The organism is Streptomyces sp. NPDC007872, assembly GCF_042868165.1.
In the GTDB taxonomy this organism is placed as follows: Bacteria; Actinomycetota; Actinomycetes; order Streptomycetales; family Streptomycetaceae; genus Streptomyces.
Window position 1 is genome coordinate 324,813 of sequence record NZ_JBIAEA010000005.1, and the last position, 16,736, is coordinate 341,548.

16 protein-coding genes are annotated in these 16,736 nt (G+C 73.2%); 7 read left to right on the forward strand and 9 right to left on the reverse strand.

What is annotated here, in order from left to right; genetic code table 11:
- Positions 1-57: 57 nt before the first annotated feature.
- From ACFYNX_RS20080 to ACFYNX_RS20090, 3 genes are all read right to left on the reverse strand, one after another.
- Entirely contained in the window at positions 58-1,107 is a 1,050-nt protein-coding gene (locus ACFYNX_RS20080) for a phosphotransferase (RefSeq protein ID WP_388662940.1), read from the reverse strand.
- Positions 1,108-1,122: 15 nt separating this feature from the next.
- On the reverse strand, positions 1,123-1,575 hold the full coding sequence (locus ACFYNX_RS20085) for a pyridoxamine 5'-phosphate oxidase family protein (protein ID WP_388662942.1): 453 nt from the start codon (positions 1,573-1,575) through the stop codon (positions 1,123-1,125).
- A gap of 85 nt (positions 1,576-1,660) precedes the next feature.
- The gene (locus ACFYNX_RS20090) at positions 1,661-2,320 is read right to left on the reverse strand and encodes a response regulator transcription factor (RefSeq protein ID WP_365539735.1); all 660 of its coding nucleotides are present in this window, start codon (positions 2,318-2,320) and stop codon (positions 1,661-1,663) included.
- A 342-nt stretch (positions 2,321-2,662) separates the two neighbouring features.
- Here ACFYNX_RS20090 and pdhA point away from each other — a divergent pair, with 342 nt between their 5' ends.
- The 5 genes from pdhA to ACFYNX_RS20115 all read left to right on the forward strand — a co-directional run bounded on the left by pdhA (position 2,663) and on the right by ACFYNX_RS20115 (position 8,465).
- Entirely contained in the window at positions 2,663-3,856 is a 1,194-nt protein-coding gene (gene pdhA / locus ACFYNX_RS20095; protein WP_125666166.1) for a pyruvate dehydrogenase (acetyl-transferring) E1 component subunit alpha, read from the forward strand.
- A gap of 2 nt (positions 3,857-3,858) precedes the next feature.
- Complete coding sequence (locus ACFYNX_RS20100) at positions 3,859-4,839, forward strand: alpha-ketoacid dehydrogenase subunit beta (RefSeq protein ID WP_388662944.1); 981 nt, start codon at positions 3,859-3,861, stop codon at positions 4,837-4,839.
- A 31-nt stretch (positions 4,840-4,870) separates the two neighbouring features.
- Complete coding sequence (locus ACFYNX_RS20105; RefSeq protein WP_388663409.1) at positions 4,871-6,346, forward strand: dihydrolipoamide acetyltransferase family protein; 1,476 nt, start codon at positions 4,871-4,873, stop codon at positions 6,344-6,346.
- Positions 6,347-6,510: 164 nt separating this feature from the next.
- Positions 6,511-7,152 (forward strand): GntR family transcriptional regulator, encoded by a 642-nt coding sequence (locus tag ACFYNX_RS20110; RefSeq protein ID WP_365539733.1) that lies wholly within the window; start codon positions 6,511-6,513, stop codon positions 7,150-7,152.
- Positions 7,149-8,465 carry a nitrate/nitrite transporter gene (locus tag ACFYNX_RS20115; protein ID WP_388662947.1) on the forward strand — a complete coding sequence of 439 codons (1,317 nt, stop codon included), beginning with the start codon at positions 7,149-7,151 and terminating at the stop codon, positions 8,463-8,465. Before ACFYNX_RS20110 ends, ACFYNX_RS20115 begins: the two co-directional genes overlap by 4 nt.
- A gap of 47 nt (positions 8,466-8,512) precedes the next feature.
- Here ACFYNX_RS20115 and ACFYNX_RS20120 read toward each other — a convergent pair whose 3' ends face one another.
- On the reverse strand, positions 8,513-9,340 hold the full coding sequence (locus tag ACFYNX_RS20120) for a maleylpyruvate isomerase family mycothiol-dependent enzyme (protein WP_125666178.1): 828 nt from the start codon (positions 9,338-9,340) through the stop codon (positions 8,513-8,515).
- A 155-nt stretch (positions 9,341-9,495) separates the two neighbouring features.
- On the opposite strand from ACFYNX_RS20120, the gene ACFYNX_RS20125 reads away from it, so the two are divergent.
- Positions 9,496-10,293 carry a carbon-nitrogen family hydrolase gene (locus tag ACFYNX_RS20125; RefSeq protein WP_388662949.1) on the forward strand — a complete coding sequence of 266 codons (798 nt, stop codon included), beginning with the start codon at positions 9,496-9,498 and terminating at the stop codon, positions 10,291-10,293.
- 16 nt (positions 10,294-10,309) lie between these two features.
- Here the strand turns inward: ACFYNX_RS20125 and ACFYNX_RS20130 are convergent, their stop codons facing one another.
- From ACFYNX_RS20130 to ACFYNX_RS20140, 3 genes are read right to left on the reverse strand one after another with little or no spacing between them, the layout of a single operon-like run.
- A complete protein-coding gene (locus tag ACFYNX_RS20130; RefSeq protein ID WP_365539730.1) occupies positions 10,310-10,801 on the reverse strand; it encodes an LURP-one-related family protein in 492 nt (163 codons plus the stop codon).
- 31 nt (positions 10,802-10,832) lie between these two features.
- Complete coding sequence (locus ACFYNX_RS20135; protein ID WP_365539729.1) at positions 10,833-11,582, reverse strand: hypothetical protein; 750 nt, start codon at positions 11,580-11,582, stop codon at positions 10,833-10,835.
- A gap of 2 nt (positions 11,583-11,584) precedes the next feature.
- Positions 11,585-12,670, reverse strand: a complete 1,086-nt coding sequence (locus tag ACFYNX_RS20140) for a hypothetical protein (RefSeq protein ID WP_388662951.1) — start codon at positions 12,668-12,670, stop codon at positions 11,585-11,587.
- A 482-nt stretch (positions 12,671-13,152) separates the two neighbouring features.
- Between ACFYNX_RS20140 and ACFYNX_RS20145 the strand changes: the two genes are divergently transcribed.
- A complete protein-coding gene (locus ACFYNX_RS20145; protein ID WP_388662953.1) occupies positions 13,153-14,976 on the forward strand; it encodes an NHL domain-containing thioredoxin family protein in 1,824 nt (607 codons plus the stop codon).
- On the opposite strand, the gene ACFYNX_RS20150 is transcribed toward ACFYNX_RS20145, so the two are convergent.
- Together ACFYNX_RS20150 and ACFYNX_RS20155 are read right to left on the reverse strand one after the other, a co-directional pair.
- Complete coding sequence (locus ACFYNX_RS20150) at positions 14,973-15,317, reverse strand: hypothetical protein (protein WP_365539726.1); 345 nt, start codon at positions 15,315-15,317, stop codon at positions 14,973-14,975. The genes ACFYNX_RS20145 and ACFYNX_RS20150 overlap by 4 nt on opposite strands.
- 70 nt (positions 15,318-15,387) lie before the next feature.
- On the reverse strand, positions 15,388-16,695 hold the full coding sequence (locus ACFYNX_RS20155) for a M18 family aminopeptidase (protein WP_365539725.1): 1,308 nt from the start codon (positions 16,693-16,695) through the stop codon (positions 15,388-15,390).
- Positions 16,696-16,736 lie beyond the last annotated feature (41 nt).

Genomic DNA, 16,736 nt, shown 5'->3' on the forward strand with positions numbered 1-16,736 from the left:
GTCGGGGGCGGCCCCACCAGGACCGGCCCCCACCAGGGCCCCCGCAGAGCCCGGTGCTCACCCCGCGAAGGCCTCCCGTACCGTCTCGTACTCGCGGGTCCACCAGACCGCCAGGGCCGACACTGCGGGGAACTGCGCGTCGGCCCTCCGGTCGTGGAGCTGGTAGCGCCAGCGCAGGGTCCAGAAGTCGTTGAGCCGCTCCCACCACACCCGGTGCGCCGCCGCCGCCAGCTCGGCGCCGTCGGCGCCCGTCGCCCGCCGGTACGCGCGCGCGTAGGCCCGCACCTTCCCCAGGGCCAGCTCGCCCCCCGGCCGTACGAAGAAGATCGCGGCCGCCCTGACCGCCTCCTCGGCCCTCGGGCGGAGCCCCAGCCGGTCCCAGTCGACGATCGCGGCGGGCTCCGCGCCCCGGTAGAGCAGGTTCAGCGGGTGGAAGTCGCCGTGCACCCAGCCGGCGGCCGAGGCGGCCGGCGGCCGGTGATGGGCGTGCCGGGCGAGCAGCGCCCTGCGCTCCCTGAGCCGGTGCTCGGCGAGCGCGTCGAAGCTGTCGCGGGGGCGGTGCGCGCGGACGAGGCGGATCAGCTCGTCGATGGCCCGGAAGGTGTCCTGGGGGTCCGCGCTCGCGCACGCGTCCGTCCCGCCGGGCGCCCCGTCGGGCCCGGGAGCGCCCATGACCCGGTCGAGCGCGGTGTGGACCTGCCCGAGGAGGGTGCCGAGACGGCGGCAGCCGCCGGTGGAGAGCTGGCCGCCGTCCCGGTGGCGGCCCTCGACCCAGGGGTGCAGGGCGTAGCAGTGGCCGCCGACGACGGCGACCGTACGGCCCCGGGCGTCGGCGAGCGGCGGGGCGACGGGCAGGCCGAGGGCGTGCAGGCGCTGGGTGGCACGGTGCTGGCGGACGACGGTGGCCCGGTCGGCGGTGGCGGCGTCCAGGTGCTGCTTGAGGAAGTAGGTGCCGCGGGTGGTGGTGAGCCGGAAGCCGCGGTTGAGCAGCCCCTCGGTGACCGGCACGCAGGCCAGCGGCTCACCGGCGTGGCGGTGCCGGCGCAGCAGCACGTCGACGGGCGGGGCGACGATCGGAGAAGGGAGGGTTTCAGATGAGCGCGGCACTCGCCAGATGTTAGATCACGCTACGTGGTGGAGGTGTCGCCCCACGGAACGGGCCGCGGGCCGGACCCCGGCGGTCCCGCTCGCGTAGTCGAGCGCGTGCACCGTCACGAACTGCGGTTCGATCCGCATGTAGACCGGCGCGAAGGGCTCGCCGTCCACCAGCTCCGGTTCCGGACCGAAGGCCGCCCGCTCCCGCGGGGTCGGCTCCACGACCCGCACGGTGCCGCTGAACTGCACGGTCCAGATGTGCTCGGAGCCCGAACCGAAGTTGTCCGCCCCGTACGCCACGACGCTGCCGTCACAGGCCTCGTGGTAGCCGAGGCCCTCGTGCATCCGGAGCAGCACCCGGCCGTCCACCACGACGTGGCGGGCCGGGGCGACGAAGGGCATCGCCCGCAGGCTCGTCGCCACCCGGCCGTACGACACGCGGTTCAGCAACTCGAGGGCGCGGATCTCGTCGGTGGACATGACTTCCACTCTCCGTCACCGCCGCGTGTCCGAAAAGGGGCCCCCGCCCCCTCGGAAGGGGGCCGTAGGTCCCGAAGCGGACCGGTCAGCGCTTCTCGGCCTGCATTCGCGCCACGTACGCCGCGGCCTGCGAGCGCCGCTCCATGCCCAGCTTCGACAGCAGGCTGGAGACGTAGTTCTTGATGGTCTTCTCCGCGAGGTGGAGCCGCTCGCCGATGGCCCGGTTGGTCAGGCCCTCGCCGATCAGGTCCAGGATCCTGCGCTCCTGCTCCGTCAGGTTAGCGAGCTTGTCGTCACCCTTGGGAGCGTTCCCGTCGCGCAGCCGTTCCAGGACCCGGGCGGTCGCCACCGGGTCGAGCAGCGACTTGCCGGCCGCCACGTCCCGCACCGCGTTCAGGAGTTCGTTCCCCCGGATGGCCTTGAGGACGTACCCCGAGGCCCCGGCCATGATCGCGTCGAAGAGTGCTTCGTCGTCCGCGTACGAGGTCAGCATCAGGCATTTGATGCCCTCGTCCCGGGAGCGGACCTCCCGGCACACCTCCACCCCGCTGCCGTCCGGGAGCCGGACGTCGAGCACCGCGACGTCCGGACGGGTCGCGGGGATCCTGACCAGCGCGTCCGCCGCCGTGCCGGCCTCGCCGACCACCTCGATGTCGTCCTCCACGGAGAGCAGCTCGTGGACGCCGCGCCGGACCACCTCGTGGTCGTCCAGCAGAAATACCCGGATTTTTCCTTCTTCGCGCACGCAGTCAGTCTCACATATTGGCTCTTCCCGCGCCCGGGGTGCGCGGGATAACGTGCCGCTTGTTCCGGCGGCCCTCCAAGCCGTTGCCGACGCGCTGACCAGCCGCTGTTCCCGCTTTTCTCGATTTACTTGGAAATCCAAGCAAAATCGCAGGTCAAGAGGGGTTTCGCGGTAATGCCGCGCTGTGGGTAACGTGCCTATGACAGGGCGCTCGCCGGGACACTTGTCACGCCCGACCCCGGCCGCGTCGCACCCACCCCGTGCGAAGGGTACGGATAAGGCGGAGAGCCGCACTGGCCCCACCGGCGAACCCGGAGGCCGGACCGACGGAGGAGCACGCACGTGACCGTGGAGAGCACTGCCGCGCGCAAGACGACGCGACGCAGCAGCGGCACCAAGCGCACCGCAAGCGCGAGCCCGAGCACCACCAAGAAGACGAGCACGCGCGCCGCGGCGGGAGCGACGGAGCCCGAGCTCGTCCAACTCCTGACGCCCGAAGGGGAGCGCGTCCAGCACCCCGACTACGACATCGACCTGAGCGCCGAGGAACTGCGCGGGCTCTACCGCGACATGGTCCTCACCCGTCGTTTCGACTCCGAGGCCACCTCCCTCCAGCGCCAGGGCGAGCTGGGCCTGTGGGCCTCGCTCCTCGGGCAGGAGGCCGCCCAGATCGGTTCGGGCCGTGCGCTGCGGGACGACGACTACGTCTTCCCGACCTACCGCGAGCACGGCGTCGCCTGGTGCCGGGGCGTCGACCCGACGAACCTCCTGGGCATGTTCCGCGGCGTGAACAACGGCGGCTGGGACCCCAACAGCAACAATTTCCACCTGTACACGATCGTCCTCGGCTCGCAGACCCTGCACGCCACCGGTTATGCCATGGGCATCGCCAAGGACGGCGCGGATTCCGCCGTGCTCGCGTACTTCGGCGACGGCGCCTCCAGCCAGGGCGACGTCAACGAGTCGTTCGTCTTCTCCGCGGTCTACAACGCCCCGGTCGTGTTCTTCTGCCAGAACAACCAGTGGGCGATCTCCGAGCCCATCGAGAAGCAGACCCGCGTCCCGCTCTACCAGCGCGCCCGCGGCTTCGGCTTCCCCGGCGTCCGGGTCGACGGCAACGACGTCCTGGCCTGCCTCGCGGTCACCCGCTCGGCCCTGGAGCGCGCCCGCCGCGGCGAGGGCCCGACGCTGATCGAGGCGTTCACGTACCGGATGGCCGCCCACACCACCTCCGACGACCCGACCCGCTACCGCCGCGACGCGGAGCGCGAGGCGTGGGAGGCCAAGGACCCGATCCTGCGCCTCAGGGCGTACCTGGAGAACGAGGGCCACGCCGACGCGGCCTTCTTCGAGGAGCTGGAGACGGAGAGCGAGGCCCTCGGCAAGCAGGTCCGCGAGGTCGTCCGCGCCATGCCCGTACCGGAGCACATGGCGATGTTCGACAACGTGTACGCGGACGGGCACGCGCTCGTCGACGAGGAGCGCGCGCAGTTCGCCGCCTACCAGGCGTCCTTCGCGGACGGAGAGGCCGAGTAACCATGGCTGTTCAGAAGCTTTCCCTCGCGAAGGCGCTCAACGAGTCGCTGCGCACGGCCCTGGAGACCGACCCCAAGGTCGTCGTCATGGGCCTGGACGTCGGCAAGCTCGGCGGCGTCTTCCGGATCACCGACGGCCTCCAGAAGGACTTCGGCGAGGACCGGGTCGTCGACACCCCGCTCGCCGAGTCCGGCATCGTCGGCACCGCCATCGGCCTCGCGCTGCGCGGCTACCGGCCGGTCGTGGAGATCCAGTTCGACGGCTTCGTCTTCCCCGCGTACGACCAGATCGTCACGCAGCTCGCGAAGATGCGGGCCCGCTCGCTCGGCGCGGTGAAGGTGCCGGTCGTCATCCGCATCCCGTACGGCGGCGGCATCGGCGCCGTCGAGCACCACTCGGAGTCCCCCGAGTCGCTCTTCGCGCACGTCGCGGGCCTCAAGGTCGTCACCCCCGCCACCCCCTCCGACGCCTACTGGATGCTCCAGCAGGCGATCCAGAGCGACGACCCGGTCATCTTCTTCGAGCCCAAGCGCCGCTACTGGGACAAGGGCGAGCTCGACACCGAGGCCATCCCCGGCGAGCTGCACAAGGCCCGGGTCGCCCGCGAGGGCACGGACCTCACCCTGGTGGCCTACGGCCCGATGGTGAAGACCTGTCTGGAGGCGGCCTCGGCCGCCGCCGAGGAGGGCAGGTCCGTCGAGGTCGTGGACCTGCGCTCGATCTCCCCGATCGACTTCGACACCCTCCAGGCCTCGGTCGAGAAGACCCGTCGCCTGGTCGTCGTCCACGAGGCCCCGGTCTTCTTCGGCTCCGGCGCGGAGATCGCCGCCCGGATCACCGAGCGCTGCTTCTACCACCTGGAGGCCCCCGTCCTGCGGGTCGGCGGCTACCACGCGCCGTACCCGCCGGCGCGCCTGGAGGAGGAGTACCTGCCGGGTCTCGACCGCGTGCTCGACGCCGTCGACCGCTCGCTGGCGTACTGAGGAGAGCACCGTGACGATCCGCGAATTCAAGATGCCCGACGTGGGCGAGGGCCTCACCGAGGCCGAGATCCTCAAGTGGTACGTCCAGCCGGGTGACACCGTCACCGACGGACAGGTCGTGTGCGAGGTCGAGACGGCCAAGGCGGCCGTCGAGCTGCCGATCCCGTTCGACGGCACGGTCCACGAGCTGTGCTTCCCCGAGGGCACGACGGTCGACGTCGGCCAGGTCATCATCTCGGTGAACGTCGGCGGCGACGCGCCCCCCGCCCCGGCGGCCCCGGTGACCGAGTCCGTGGCGGCCCAGGCCGTACCGGCGGAGGCACCGGTGGAGGCCGGGGAGGAGGACGAGCCGCAGGGCCGCCAGCCGGTCCTCGTCGGCTACGGCGTGGCCGCCGGCTCCACCAAGCGCCGCCCCCGCAAGGCGGCGGGGGAGGCGGTCCCGGCCGCCGCCCCCGCGCAGCAGGCTCCCGTCGCCACACAGCAGGCACCCGCCCCCGCGCAGCAGGCCCCCGTCTCCGTACAGCAGGCACCCGTCTCCGTACCCGGGCAGCTCAACGGGCACGCGGCGGGGGCCGGCCGGCCGCTGGCCAAGCCGCCGGTCCGCAAGCTCGCCAAGGACCTCGGCGTCGACCTGACGACGGTCGTCCCGACCGGCCCGGACGGCATCATCACCCGTGAGGACGTCCACGCGGCCGCCGCCCCGGCGCCCGCCCCGGCCGTCGAGGCCCCGGCCCCGGTCCAGGCTCCGGCGCCCGTCGCGGCCCCGGCTGCCGCGCCCGCGGCGGAGGCCTCCGTGGCGTCCGGCGCCCGGGAGACCCGCGTCCCCATCAAGGGCGTGCGGAAGGCCACGGCGGCGGCGATGGTCGGTTCGGCCTTCACCGCCCCGCACGTCACCGAGTTCGTGACCTTCGACATCACGCGCACGATGAAGCTGGTCGAGGAACTCAAGTCCGGCAAGGACATGGCGGGCCTGCGGGTCAACCCGCTGCTCCTCGTCGCCAAGGCGGTCCTGGTCGCGGTCAAGCGCAACCCGGAGATCAACGCGTCCTGGGACGAGGCGGCCCAGGAGATCGTCCTCAAGCACTACGTGAACCTGGGCATCGCCGCGGCCACCCCGCGCGGTCTGATCGTGCCGAACATCAAGGACGCGCACGACCGGACCCTGCCCGAGCTCTCGAAGGCGCTGAGCGAGCTGGTCGCCACGGCCCGCGAGGGGAAGACCACTCCGGCGGCCATGCAGGGCGGCACCTTCACCATCACCAACGTCGGCGTCTTCGGCGTCGACACCGGCACGCCCATCCTCAACCCCGGCGAGTCCGCGATCCTCGCGGTCGGCGCGATCAAGCTCCAGCCGTGGGTCCACAAGGGCAAGGTGAAGCCGCGCCAGGTCACCACCCTGGCCCTCTCCTTCGACCACCGCCTGGTCGACGGCGAGCTGGGCTCCAAGTTCCTGGCGGACGTCGCCGCGATCCTGGAGCAGCCGAAGCGGCTGATCACCTGGGCGTGATGCCCGGCGTGATCACCCGGGCGTGATGCCTGACGTGATCACCTGGGCGTCATGTCCGGCGCGCACGGTTTCACGTGAAACCGGCGAAAAGGCGGCCGACGGGGCCCCGTCCACATCATGGACGGGGCCCTGCGCGGCATCCATGTTGTATCTATGCTGTGTCCATGCCTTCAGCACCCCCCGCCGCCGACCGCGTCTACATGCACGTCAAGCAGGCCGTACTCGACCGGCGCTACGAAGGGGGCACCCTCCTGACCGAGGGTGAACTCGCCACGGCCGTGGGGGTGTCACGGACCCCCGTCCGCGAGGCGCTGCTCAAGCTGGAGATGGAAGGGCTGCTCAAGCTCTACCCGAAGAAGGGCGCCCTCGTCCTCGCCGTCTCCGCCCAGGAGATCGCCGACGTCGTCGAGACCCGGCTCCTCGTCGAGGAGTTCGCCGTCCGCCGGGCCGTGCCCGCCCCCGCCGCCCTGATCGCCCGCCTCGAAGAGCTCCTGGAGGAGCAGAAGCGCCGGGCCGGGTCCGGGGACCTCGCCGAGGTCGCCGCCACCGACCGCTGCTTCCACGCCGAGATCGTCCGGCACGCCGGCAACCAGATCCTCGCCCGCCTCTACGACCAGCTCCGCGACCGCCAACTGCGCATGGGCGTCGCCGTGATGCAGTCCCAGCCCGACCGCGTCGCCAAGAACATCACCGAGCACGCCGAGATCCTCGACCGCATCAAGGCCGGCGACGCCGAGGGCGCCGCGCACTGCGTCCGCCAGCACCTGAGCTGGGTCAAGGTCCTGGTCCGGGGTGAGGACCGGTGAGCAACCGCAACGGATACGGCTCCGCCGTCACCCTCCCCGGCGACCCGCCCGGAGGCCGCCGCGCCGCCCTCGTCTGGGGCGTCGGCGTCGCCGTCTACTTCGTCGCCGTCATCTTCCGCACCTCGCTCGGCGTCGCCGGGCTCGACGCCGCCGACCGCTTCGACGTCAACGCCTCCGCGCTCTCCACCTTCTCCATCCTCCAACTGCTCGTCTACGCCGGCATGCAGATACCCGTCGGCCTCATGGTCGACCGGCTCGGCACCAAGAAGGTCCTGGTCCTCGGCGTCGTCCTCTTCACCGCCGGCCAGCTCGGCTTCGCGCTCTCCCCGTCGTACGGCACGGCGCTCGCCTCCCGCGCGCTCCTCGGCTGCGGCGACGCCATGACCTTCATCAGCGTCCTGCGGCTCGGCAGCCGCTGGTTCCCCGCCCGGCGCGGCCCGCTCATCGGCCAGGTCGCCGCCCTCTTCGGCATGGCGGGCAACCTGGTCTCCACCGTCTTCATCGCCCGCGCCCTGCACGGCCTCGGCTGGACCACCACCTTCGTCGGCAGCTCCTTCGCCGGCGTCCTCGTCCTCGTCCTGCTGCTGCTCTTCCTCAAGGACCACCCCGAGGGGTACGAGCCCCGGCCCTCCGCCCACGCGGGCGCGGCCTACGTCCGCCGCCAGATCGCCGAGTCCTGGCACGAGCCCGGCACCCGGCTCGGCATGTGGGTGCACTTCACCACCCAGTTCCCGGCCATGGTGTTCCTGCTCCTGTGGGGACTGCCGTTCCTCGTCGAGGCACAGGGCCTGTCACGCTCCACCGCCGGGACGCTGCTCACCCTGGTCGTGCTCTCGAACATGGTCGTCGGTCTCGCGTACGGGCAGATCATCGCCCGCCACCACGCGGCCCGCGCCCCGCTCGCCCTCGGCACGGTCGCGGCCACCGCCCTGCTGTGGGGCGCCACCCTCGCGTACCCCGGCGACCACGCCCCGACGGGGCTGCTCGTCGCCCTCTGCCTGGTCCTCGGCGCCTGCGGACCGGCCTCGATGATCGGCTTCGACTTCGCCCGCCCGGCGAACCCGCCGGAGCGTCAGGGCACCGCCTCGGGAATCGTCAACATGGGTGGTTTCGTCGCCTCGATGACGACGCTGCTCGCCGTCGGCGTGCTGCTCGACGCGACCGGGGACGACTACCGGATCGCGTTCTCCTCGGTCTTCGTCCTCGAAGCCCTCGGCACCGTGCAGATCCTGCGCCTCAAGGCCCGCACCCACCGCAGGGAACGGGAACGGCTCGTCGCCAGCCGCGTGGAGGCCGTGCACGTACCCGTGTAGCGGGTGATCCACCCGTACAGCGCGTGGTGCACCCGTACAGCGCGTGGTTATCGGGGCGTCACCGCGAAGTTGTCGAGGATCGCCCGTGCCAGCCGCTCGTCGCCCTCCACCTTGATCCGGTCGGCCGCGTCGGCCGCCCGGACCCGGCCGCAGGCGAGCCGCACGTACGTCTCCCAGTCCGTCGCCAGCGTCACCGCCGGGCCGAGCGAGGGCGCGCCGTCGATCGAGCCGCGCCCCTCCGCGTCCACCCGCACCGTCCGCAGGAACTCCACCGGACCGGTCACGTCGAGCACCACCGCCGAGGAGGCCGGCGCGCCCGCGTCCTTGGCGACCACCTCCGGCAGCGCCTCCAGGAGCACGTCCCGGGCCACCTGCGCCCCCGGCGAGTCCAGGTTCCCCGGCACCCCGAGCGCCGCCCGCAGGTCCTGCTCGTGCACCCACACGTCGAAGGCCCGCGTCCGGTAGGCCACTTCGAGGGTCTGCTCGGCGCCCAGCGGGGCGCGGATCAGGCGGTCGGGGGAGCGGTTCTCGTTGCGGAGCTGACGGGCCCGCCGGATCAGGACGTACTCCAGCTCCGACGTCATCTCCGGCGCCGTGTGGTGGCGCCGCACGTCGACCTGGACCTCCATGTAGCGCGCGAAGTCACTGCGCACGTGGTACAGATCGCGCGGCAGCGAGTGGATCGGCCGGGGGTCGCCCAGCATCTCCGTCTCCATGCCGATGACGTGGGACACGACGTCCCGCACCGACCAGCCCGGGCAGGGGGTCCGCCGGTTCCACTCGCCCTCCACGAGCGGCTGCACCAGCTCGGCTATCGCCTCGATCGAGTGCGTCCAGGCGTCGGCGTAGTTCTGGAGGCTGGGATGGACGGTCACGGGACCCCTCGGCGGTTCTTCGGTGCGCGGGCTGAAAACACGACTGGGTGGGAGGCTCGGACGCTAAGTTACGCTGCCCGAAGGCACCCCGGCAGTGCTTTCGTGTGACGATCGTAGGCCGGTGTTGACGGCTCGAATGCCAGGACGGTGGTAGTGTGCGCGCCTCGCTGATCCAGATCGCGGTAGACCCGGACGAACCGGTCGACGCCCGTCGCGCCCGCGCGGCGCGCCTCGTACGGGAGGAATCCGGCCGCGCGGACCTCGTCGTCCTCCCCGAGCTGTGGACCGTCGGCGCCTTCGCGTCCGACCTCTTCGCCGCCGGGTCCGAGCCGCTGAACGGCCCCACGCACCGGGCGATGGCCGAGGCCGCCCGGGACGCCGGGGTCTGGCTGCACGCCGGCTCGTTCGTCGAGGCGGAGGCCGGCGCCCTCTACAACACCTCGCTCGTCCTCTCCCCCGACGGCGAACTCGCCGCCTCCTACCGGAAGATCCACCGCTTCGGCTTCGACAGGGGCGAGGCGGTCCTCATGGCCGCCGGGGAGGACCTGGTCACCGTCGACCTGCCGCACCTCACCATCGGCGTCGGCACCTGCTACGACCTGCGCTTCCCCGAGCTCTTCCGCGGCCTGGTCGACGCGGGCGCGCAGGCCTTCGTCGTCCCGGCCGGCTGGCCCGCCCGCCGCCGCGCCCACTGGACCCTCCTGGCGCGGGCCCGCGCGGTCGAGAACCAGGCGTACGTGCTGGCCTGCGGCACCGCCGGCACCCACGCGGGCATCGAGCAGGCCGGCCACTCCGTCGTCGTCGACCCCTGGGGCGAGGTCCTCGCGGAGGCGGGCCCCGGCGAGGAGGTCCTGCGCGTCGCACTCGACCCCGGCCGGGTCGCCACGACCCGCGAGGAGTTCCCGGCCCTGAAGGACCGGGTCCTGGGCGTGGCGGTGCCCAAGCGGGGCTAGGTGCCCTCGAAGGACCTCAGTCCTCCCGTTCCCGCTCCGCCATCCGGATCACGCACACCGCCACCGCCACCATGAGGGCGGCGTCGGCGTCCTCGCGGACCACGTTCACCGCGTACGTGTCGCGGACGTGGAACCACTGCCGGGAGACGTGGACCAGGAGTTCGCCCTCGTACTCGACGGCGAACTCCCGGTCCAGGATCCGGCCGCTGACGTCCAGTTCGGTGCCCTCGACCAGCGTCACCCGGTAGTGGTTGCGCAGCAGCGAGAGCCGCTTGCGGCGGACGGTCGCGAGCGGTCGGTCGTCCCGCTCGATCGTCATCGCGTCCCGCAGGCTGAACATCTTCTGCCGCAGCGTGATCAGGACCTGTCCGTCGGGGTCCTTCAGCTCCAGGGTGTCGCGCAGCCGCATGGCCTTGCCGTCGACGAGGAAGGCGTGGCGCCCGTGCTCGTCCTCGATCCAGTAGTCGTCGCCGATCGCGAAGATCTTGTCCCGTACGAGATATTTCACCCGGTCACTCCTTCCCGGCCGGAGCCGCTTCTCACCCGAAGTAGCGGGTGAACGCGTCCGGACCCGTCCCGAGCATCTCCCCGAACGGCGAGTCGAGCTGATGGATCAGCAGCACCGTGAAGGCGATGAACCCGGACAGGCCCATCACCATCACCACGTGGGTCGCGCTCCGCTTGATCCCGAAGAGGAACATGAACGCGAGCGTCAGCACGCCGCCGATCAGCAGCCCCGTCCACAGCACGGGCGAGAGCCGCTCCTGCGCCGCCGCCTCCCGGCCGCGCCGCGCGTCGTCCACGTAACCGAGCTGGGCCAGCACCTCCTGGGCCGCGATCTGCTCGGACACCCGGTCGGACCGGGTGACCTCGCCCGCCCGCCGCAACTGGTCGAGCAGCGTCCAGCCCGAGCCGTCGAGGGGCGCGCGGCCGGCCATCGCGGGCCACTCGACGTCCACGACGTGGCTCGCGTACGTCCGGGCCGCGTCGCGCACCGGCTGCCGCTGGGCGAGCGGGAGCGCGTCCGCGAGCAGGTACGTCTGGTGCAGGGCGCTCGCCTCGGCCTGGACGTGGTCGGCGGCGGCCGAACGCGTCTCCCAGACGGAGACCAGGCAGAGGCCGAGGACGACGGCGTAGAGGACCGACACCATCATGGCGATGTACTCGGCCACGTCCTCGCGCGGCTCCTCGTCCTCCCCGACCGGGAAGAGCCTGGTCTTGGCGAAGACGGAGAGGGCGGCGACGAGCGCGACGCCGAGGACGACGACGAGGGTTTCGAGCAGGGCCACGGTCACGTCCTCCGGCTGCCGAGGAGCGCGGCGGCGACGGCCGCCGGGATGAGGAGCATCAGCAGGACCGTCGCCACGCCCAGCTCCCGCGCCTCCCGCGCCCGCCGCCGCACCCGCCCGAGGAACCCCTCGTCGTCGACCCCGGCGGCACGCCGGAGACCGGGAGGGGGGACGGAGGGCGGGGCGGGCGGTACGGCTCCGGGGGGTACGGCTCCGGGGGCGGCGCCCGCGCCGGGAAACGCGGGAGGCGCGGGAAGCCCGGTCGTCCCCGCACCGACGGGGCTCCCGGGGACCCCACTGCTCCCGGCCACGACCTCCCCCGACCCCGCCCCGGCCGCGCCGGGCGCCTGGGCCGCGCCGGGCCCTCCGGCCGCTCCCGGCGCCCCGGCTGTGCCAGGCCCTCCGGTTGTGCCTGGCGTCCCGGCTGTGCCTGGCGTCCCGGCTGCCGCGTCTGACGTCCCGTCCCTCGCGCCCGGCGCCCCGGCCCCCGCCGCTCCGGCACCGGCCGCCGCTCCGGCGCCGGCACCGGCTCCCGCCCCCGGCGCACCCGAGGAACTTCCCGCGCTCGCCCCTCCGGTCCCGGCCCCCACCCCTCCCCCCACCACGAAGACGGCCGAGGCCCCCGCCGTGAGCACGGGTGCCGAGACCCGTTCGCCGCCGGCCCCGAGCGTGGTCGCCCGGTCGCTGCCGGAGGCGCGGCCGGTGCTCCGGTAGGTCCCCGGGGGGAGCCGTACGGTCGTCGTGCAGGAGGCGGAGGCGCCCACGGCGAGGACGGGCACGGTCCCGCCCTGTCCTCCGCAGTCGGGAGCGCCGGGTGCGAGGGCGAGGCCGGGGTCCTCGACCCGGACGGCGTGGAGGGGGAGGTTCCCCTGGTTGGTGACGGTGTACGTCACGGTGGCGGACCCCCCGCCCGCCCCCGCCCCCGCCCCCGATGCCGCCCCCGGCCCCGATCCCGGTCCCGGGACGGCGACCACGACCTCCTCGGTGAGCTGGAGGGCCCCGGCGACCCCTGCGTACCCGGAGGGGGCGGTCGCGGTGAGCCGCGTGTGCAGGGAGGGGACGTCGCCCTCGGCCCGTACGGGATGCACGTGCCGTCCCGCCGCCGCCCGGAACCTGGCCGTGCACTCTACCTCCTCGGCCGCGGGCAGCGGCGCTCCCGGGCACCGCACGGACCCGGCGGGGGCGCCGGGGTCGAGCACCCGCACCCGGTACAGGTCCGCCTCGCTCAGGTTCAGCAGCCGGTACCGCTTCACGACCCACCCTCCGACCCGTACCTCCGGCGGCCGGAGGTGGCTGTCGGCCCGGCCGTTGACGGTCACGGTCAGCCGCAGGTTCCCGTCCCCGACCCCGCCGGCCCACCCCGCGCCCTCGGAGAGGACCGCGCAGGGCAGGGCGAGCAGGACCACCACGAGTAATCCGCCGATCACCCGACGGCAGGAATAGTCCGATGATCTGACCACGTGCTCCATGCCCGCCATGCTGACCGGCCCCCGCCCCGGAACCCGCCCCCGGACACGCCCTCGGCCCCCGCCCGACCCCCACTTTCCACCCGTACGGCACCCTTGGACCCATGAACGCTCCCGCGCCCACCCCCGCGCCCCGACGTGCCCGTGTCCGCGCCCCCGAGCTGATCGGCAAGGGCGGCTGGCTGAACACCGGCGGAGAAGAGCTGACCCTCGCCGACCTGCGGGGAAAGATCGTCCTCCTCGACTTCTGGACCTTCTGCTGCGTGAACTGCCTGCACGTCCTCGACGAGCTGCGCGACCTGGAGGAGAAGCACCGCGACACCCTGGTGATCGTCGGGGTGCACTCGCCGAAGTTCGTGCACGAGGCCGAGCACCGGGCGGTGGTGGACGCCGTCGAGCGGTACGAGGTGCACCACCCCGTCCTGGACGACCCGGAGCTCGCGACCTGGAAGCAGTACGCCGTGCGCGCCTGGCCGACGCTCGTCGTGGTCGACCCCGAGGGGTACGTCGTCGCCCAGCACGCCGGCGAGGGCCACGCCAACGCGATCCGGACCCTCGTGGAGGAGCTGGAGGCCGAGCACGGGGCCAAGGGGACGCTGCGGCGCGGCGACGGTCCGTACGTGGCGCCGGAGCCCGTCGCCACCGACCTGCGCTTCCCCGGCAAGGCGATCGCGCTCCCGTCCGGGAACTTCCTGGTCTCCGACACCACCCGGCACCAGCTCGTCGAGCTGGCCGCGGACGGCGAGACCGTCGTGCGCCGCATCGGCGAGGGCGTCTTCCGCGAGCCGCAGGGACTCGCCCGGCTTCCCGACGGCAGGGTCGTCGTCGCCGACACGGTGCACCACGCCCTGCGCGCCTACGACCCGGAGAGCGGAGCGATCGAGCTGCTCGCGGGCACCGGGAAGCAGTGGTGGCAGGGGTCCCCGACCTCCGGCCCCGCCCTGGAGGTCGACCTCTCCTCGCCGTGGGACGTCGCCTGGTGGCAGGGCAAGGTGTGGATCGCCATGGCCGGCGTCCACCAGTTGTGGACGTACGACCCGGAGACGAAGACCGTCGGGGTCGCGGCCGGGACCACCAACGAGGGGCTCGTCGACGGGCCCGCCGCCGAGGCCTGGTTCGCGCAGCCCTCCGGACTCGCGGCGGCCGGGGACCGGCTGTGGATCGCGGACTCCGAGACCAGCGCCCTGCGCTGGATCGACGCGGACGGGGTCGTGCGCACCGCCGTCGGCACCGGGCTCTTCGACTTCGGGCACCGTGACGGCGACGCCGGCCAGGCGCTGTTCCAGCACCCGCTGGGCGTGACCGCCCTGCCCGACGGCTCGGTCGCCGTCAGCGACACGTACAACCACGCCCTGCGCCGCTACGACCCCGCCACCGGCGAGGTCACCACCCTCGCCACCGACCTGCGCGAGCCGAGCGACGCGGTCCTCGTGGACGGGGACATCGTGGTCGTCGAGTCCGCCCGGCACCGGCTGACCCGGCTGCGGCTGCCCGAGGAGGCCGTGCGGGTCGAGGCGGTCGCCCACCGCACCCGGCGCGAGGCCACCGAGGTCGCCCCCGGCCGCCTCCGCCTCGACGTCGTCTTCCGGGCCCCGACCGGGCAGAAGCTGGACGAGCGCTACGGCCCCTCGACCCGGCTCCTGGTCTCCTCGACCCCGCCGGAGCTGCTGCTCGGCGGCGAGGGCACGGGCACGGACCTCTTCCGCGACCTCGACCTGAACCCGGAGGTCACGGAGGGCGTGCTGCACGTCTCCGCGATGGCGGCCTCCTGCGACGACACCGAGTCCGACAGCGGCTCCGCCGCGGGCGCCAACGAGTACCCGGCCTGCCACGTCCACCAGCAGGACTGGGGCGTCCCGGTGAAGGTCACGGACGCGGGCGCCTCCCGCCTTCCGCTGATCCTCGCGGGCATGGACGAGGCCGTCTAGCGCACGAGCCCCTGGTTCCTGGACGGGCGCCCCGCGGCCCCGTCCAGGCACCCCGCCACCCAGGCGGCCGGATCGTGGACGGCCCGCTCGCCGCCCATGCCGTCCCGCTCCATCCGCGCGCACTCCCCGGCGAGCAGCGCCTTCGTCCGCGACCCGTCCACGTCGTACCCGCGGATCCGGGAGGCCAGGATGAAGCCGCCCTCGTACGCGATGTCGGTGCCCCACGGCGGCCGGTCGTTGTACGAGCCGATGAGCAGCCCCGTCCCGGTCAGGACGAGGAGCACGGCGACGGCGACGGACGGGACGAACTTCCGCAGCGGCGGACCCTCATGACGGTGCATGGGGACGAGCCTGCCGGGCGGGACCTTTCGCGGATGTTTCGCGAGCGGCCCCGGCCGGACGATGCCGGGCTCAGCCCTCCAGGAACGCCACCAGCGCGTTCGCGAGGAGGAACGGGTCCTGCGCGCCGCACAGTTCGCGGGCGCTGTGCATGGAGAGGATCGCGACGCCGATGTCCACGGTGCTGATGCCGTGGCGGGCGGCCGTGATCGGGCCGATCGTGGTGCCGCAGGGCATGTCGTTGTTGGAGACGAAGGACTGCCAGGGCACGCCCGCCTTCTCGCAGGCGGCGGCGAAGACGGCCCGGCCGCTGCCGTCGGTGGCGTAGCGCTGGTTGACGTTCACCTTGAGGATCGGGCCGCCGTCGACGCGCGGGTGGTGCGTCGGGTCGTGCCGCTCCGCGTAGTTGGGGTGGACCGCGTGGCCGGTGTCGGAGGAGAGGCAGACGGTGCCGGCGAAGGCGCGCGCCCGGTCCTCGTAGGAGCCGCCCCGGGCGTAGACCGAGCGCTCCAGGACGTTGCCGAGCAGGGGGCCCTGGGCGCCGGTGTCGGCCTCCGAGCCGTTCTCCTCGTGGTCGAAGGCGGCGAGGACCGGGATGTACGGCAGGTCGTCGCGGCCCGCGAGGGAGGCGAGCGCGGCGGTGGCGGCGTGCACGGAGAGCAGGTTGTCCATGCGCGGCCCGGCGAGCAGTTCGCGGTCGCGGCCCAGGTAGGCGGGGGCCTCGACGGCGTGGACCATCAGGTCCCAGCCGGACACGTCCTCGGCGTCGACGCCGGCCTCGGCGGCGACGAAGGAGATCAGGTCGCCCTCGTGGACGTCCCCGATGCCCCACACGGGCTGCATGTGCCGCTGGCGGTCGAGCTTGAGGCCGTCGTTGGCCTGCCGGTCGAGGTGGATGGCGAGCTGCGGGACGCGCAGCAGCGGCCGGTCGACGTTCACCAGGCGGTGGCTGCCGTCGCGCAGGGTGAGCCGGCCCGCCAGGCCGAGGTCGCGGTCGAGCCAGGTGTTGAGGAGGGTGCCGCCGTAGACCTCGACGGCGACCTGCCGCCAGCCCTGCGCGCCCATGTCGGGGCGCGGCTTCACGCGCAGGTTGGGGGAGTCGGTGTGGGCGCCGACGATCCGGTACGGGGTGTGGGCGGCGGCGCCCTCCGGCACGTACCAGGCGATGATTGCGCCGCCGCGGACCACGTACTTCCCGCCGCTGGTCGCGTCCCAGGCCGCGGTCTCCTCGACCCTCCGGAATCCGGCCTTCTCAAGCCGCTCGGCCGCGTTCGCGACCGCGTGGTACGGCGAGGGGGAGGCCGCGAGGAAGGCCATGAGGTCGTCGGTGTGCCCGCGGTCGAAGGGGCCTGCGGCGGTACGGGAAGCTGCGCTGCTCATGGGGTTCACCTTACGCAGGGGGCCGGTGGGGAGGCCGAGGC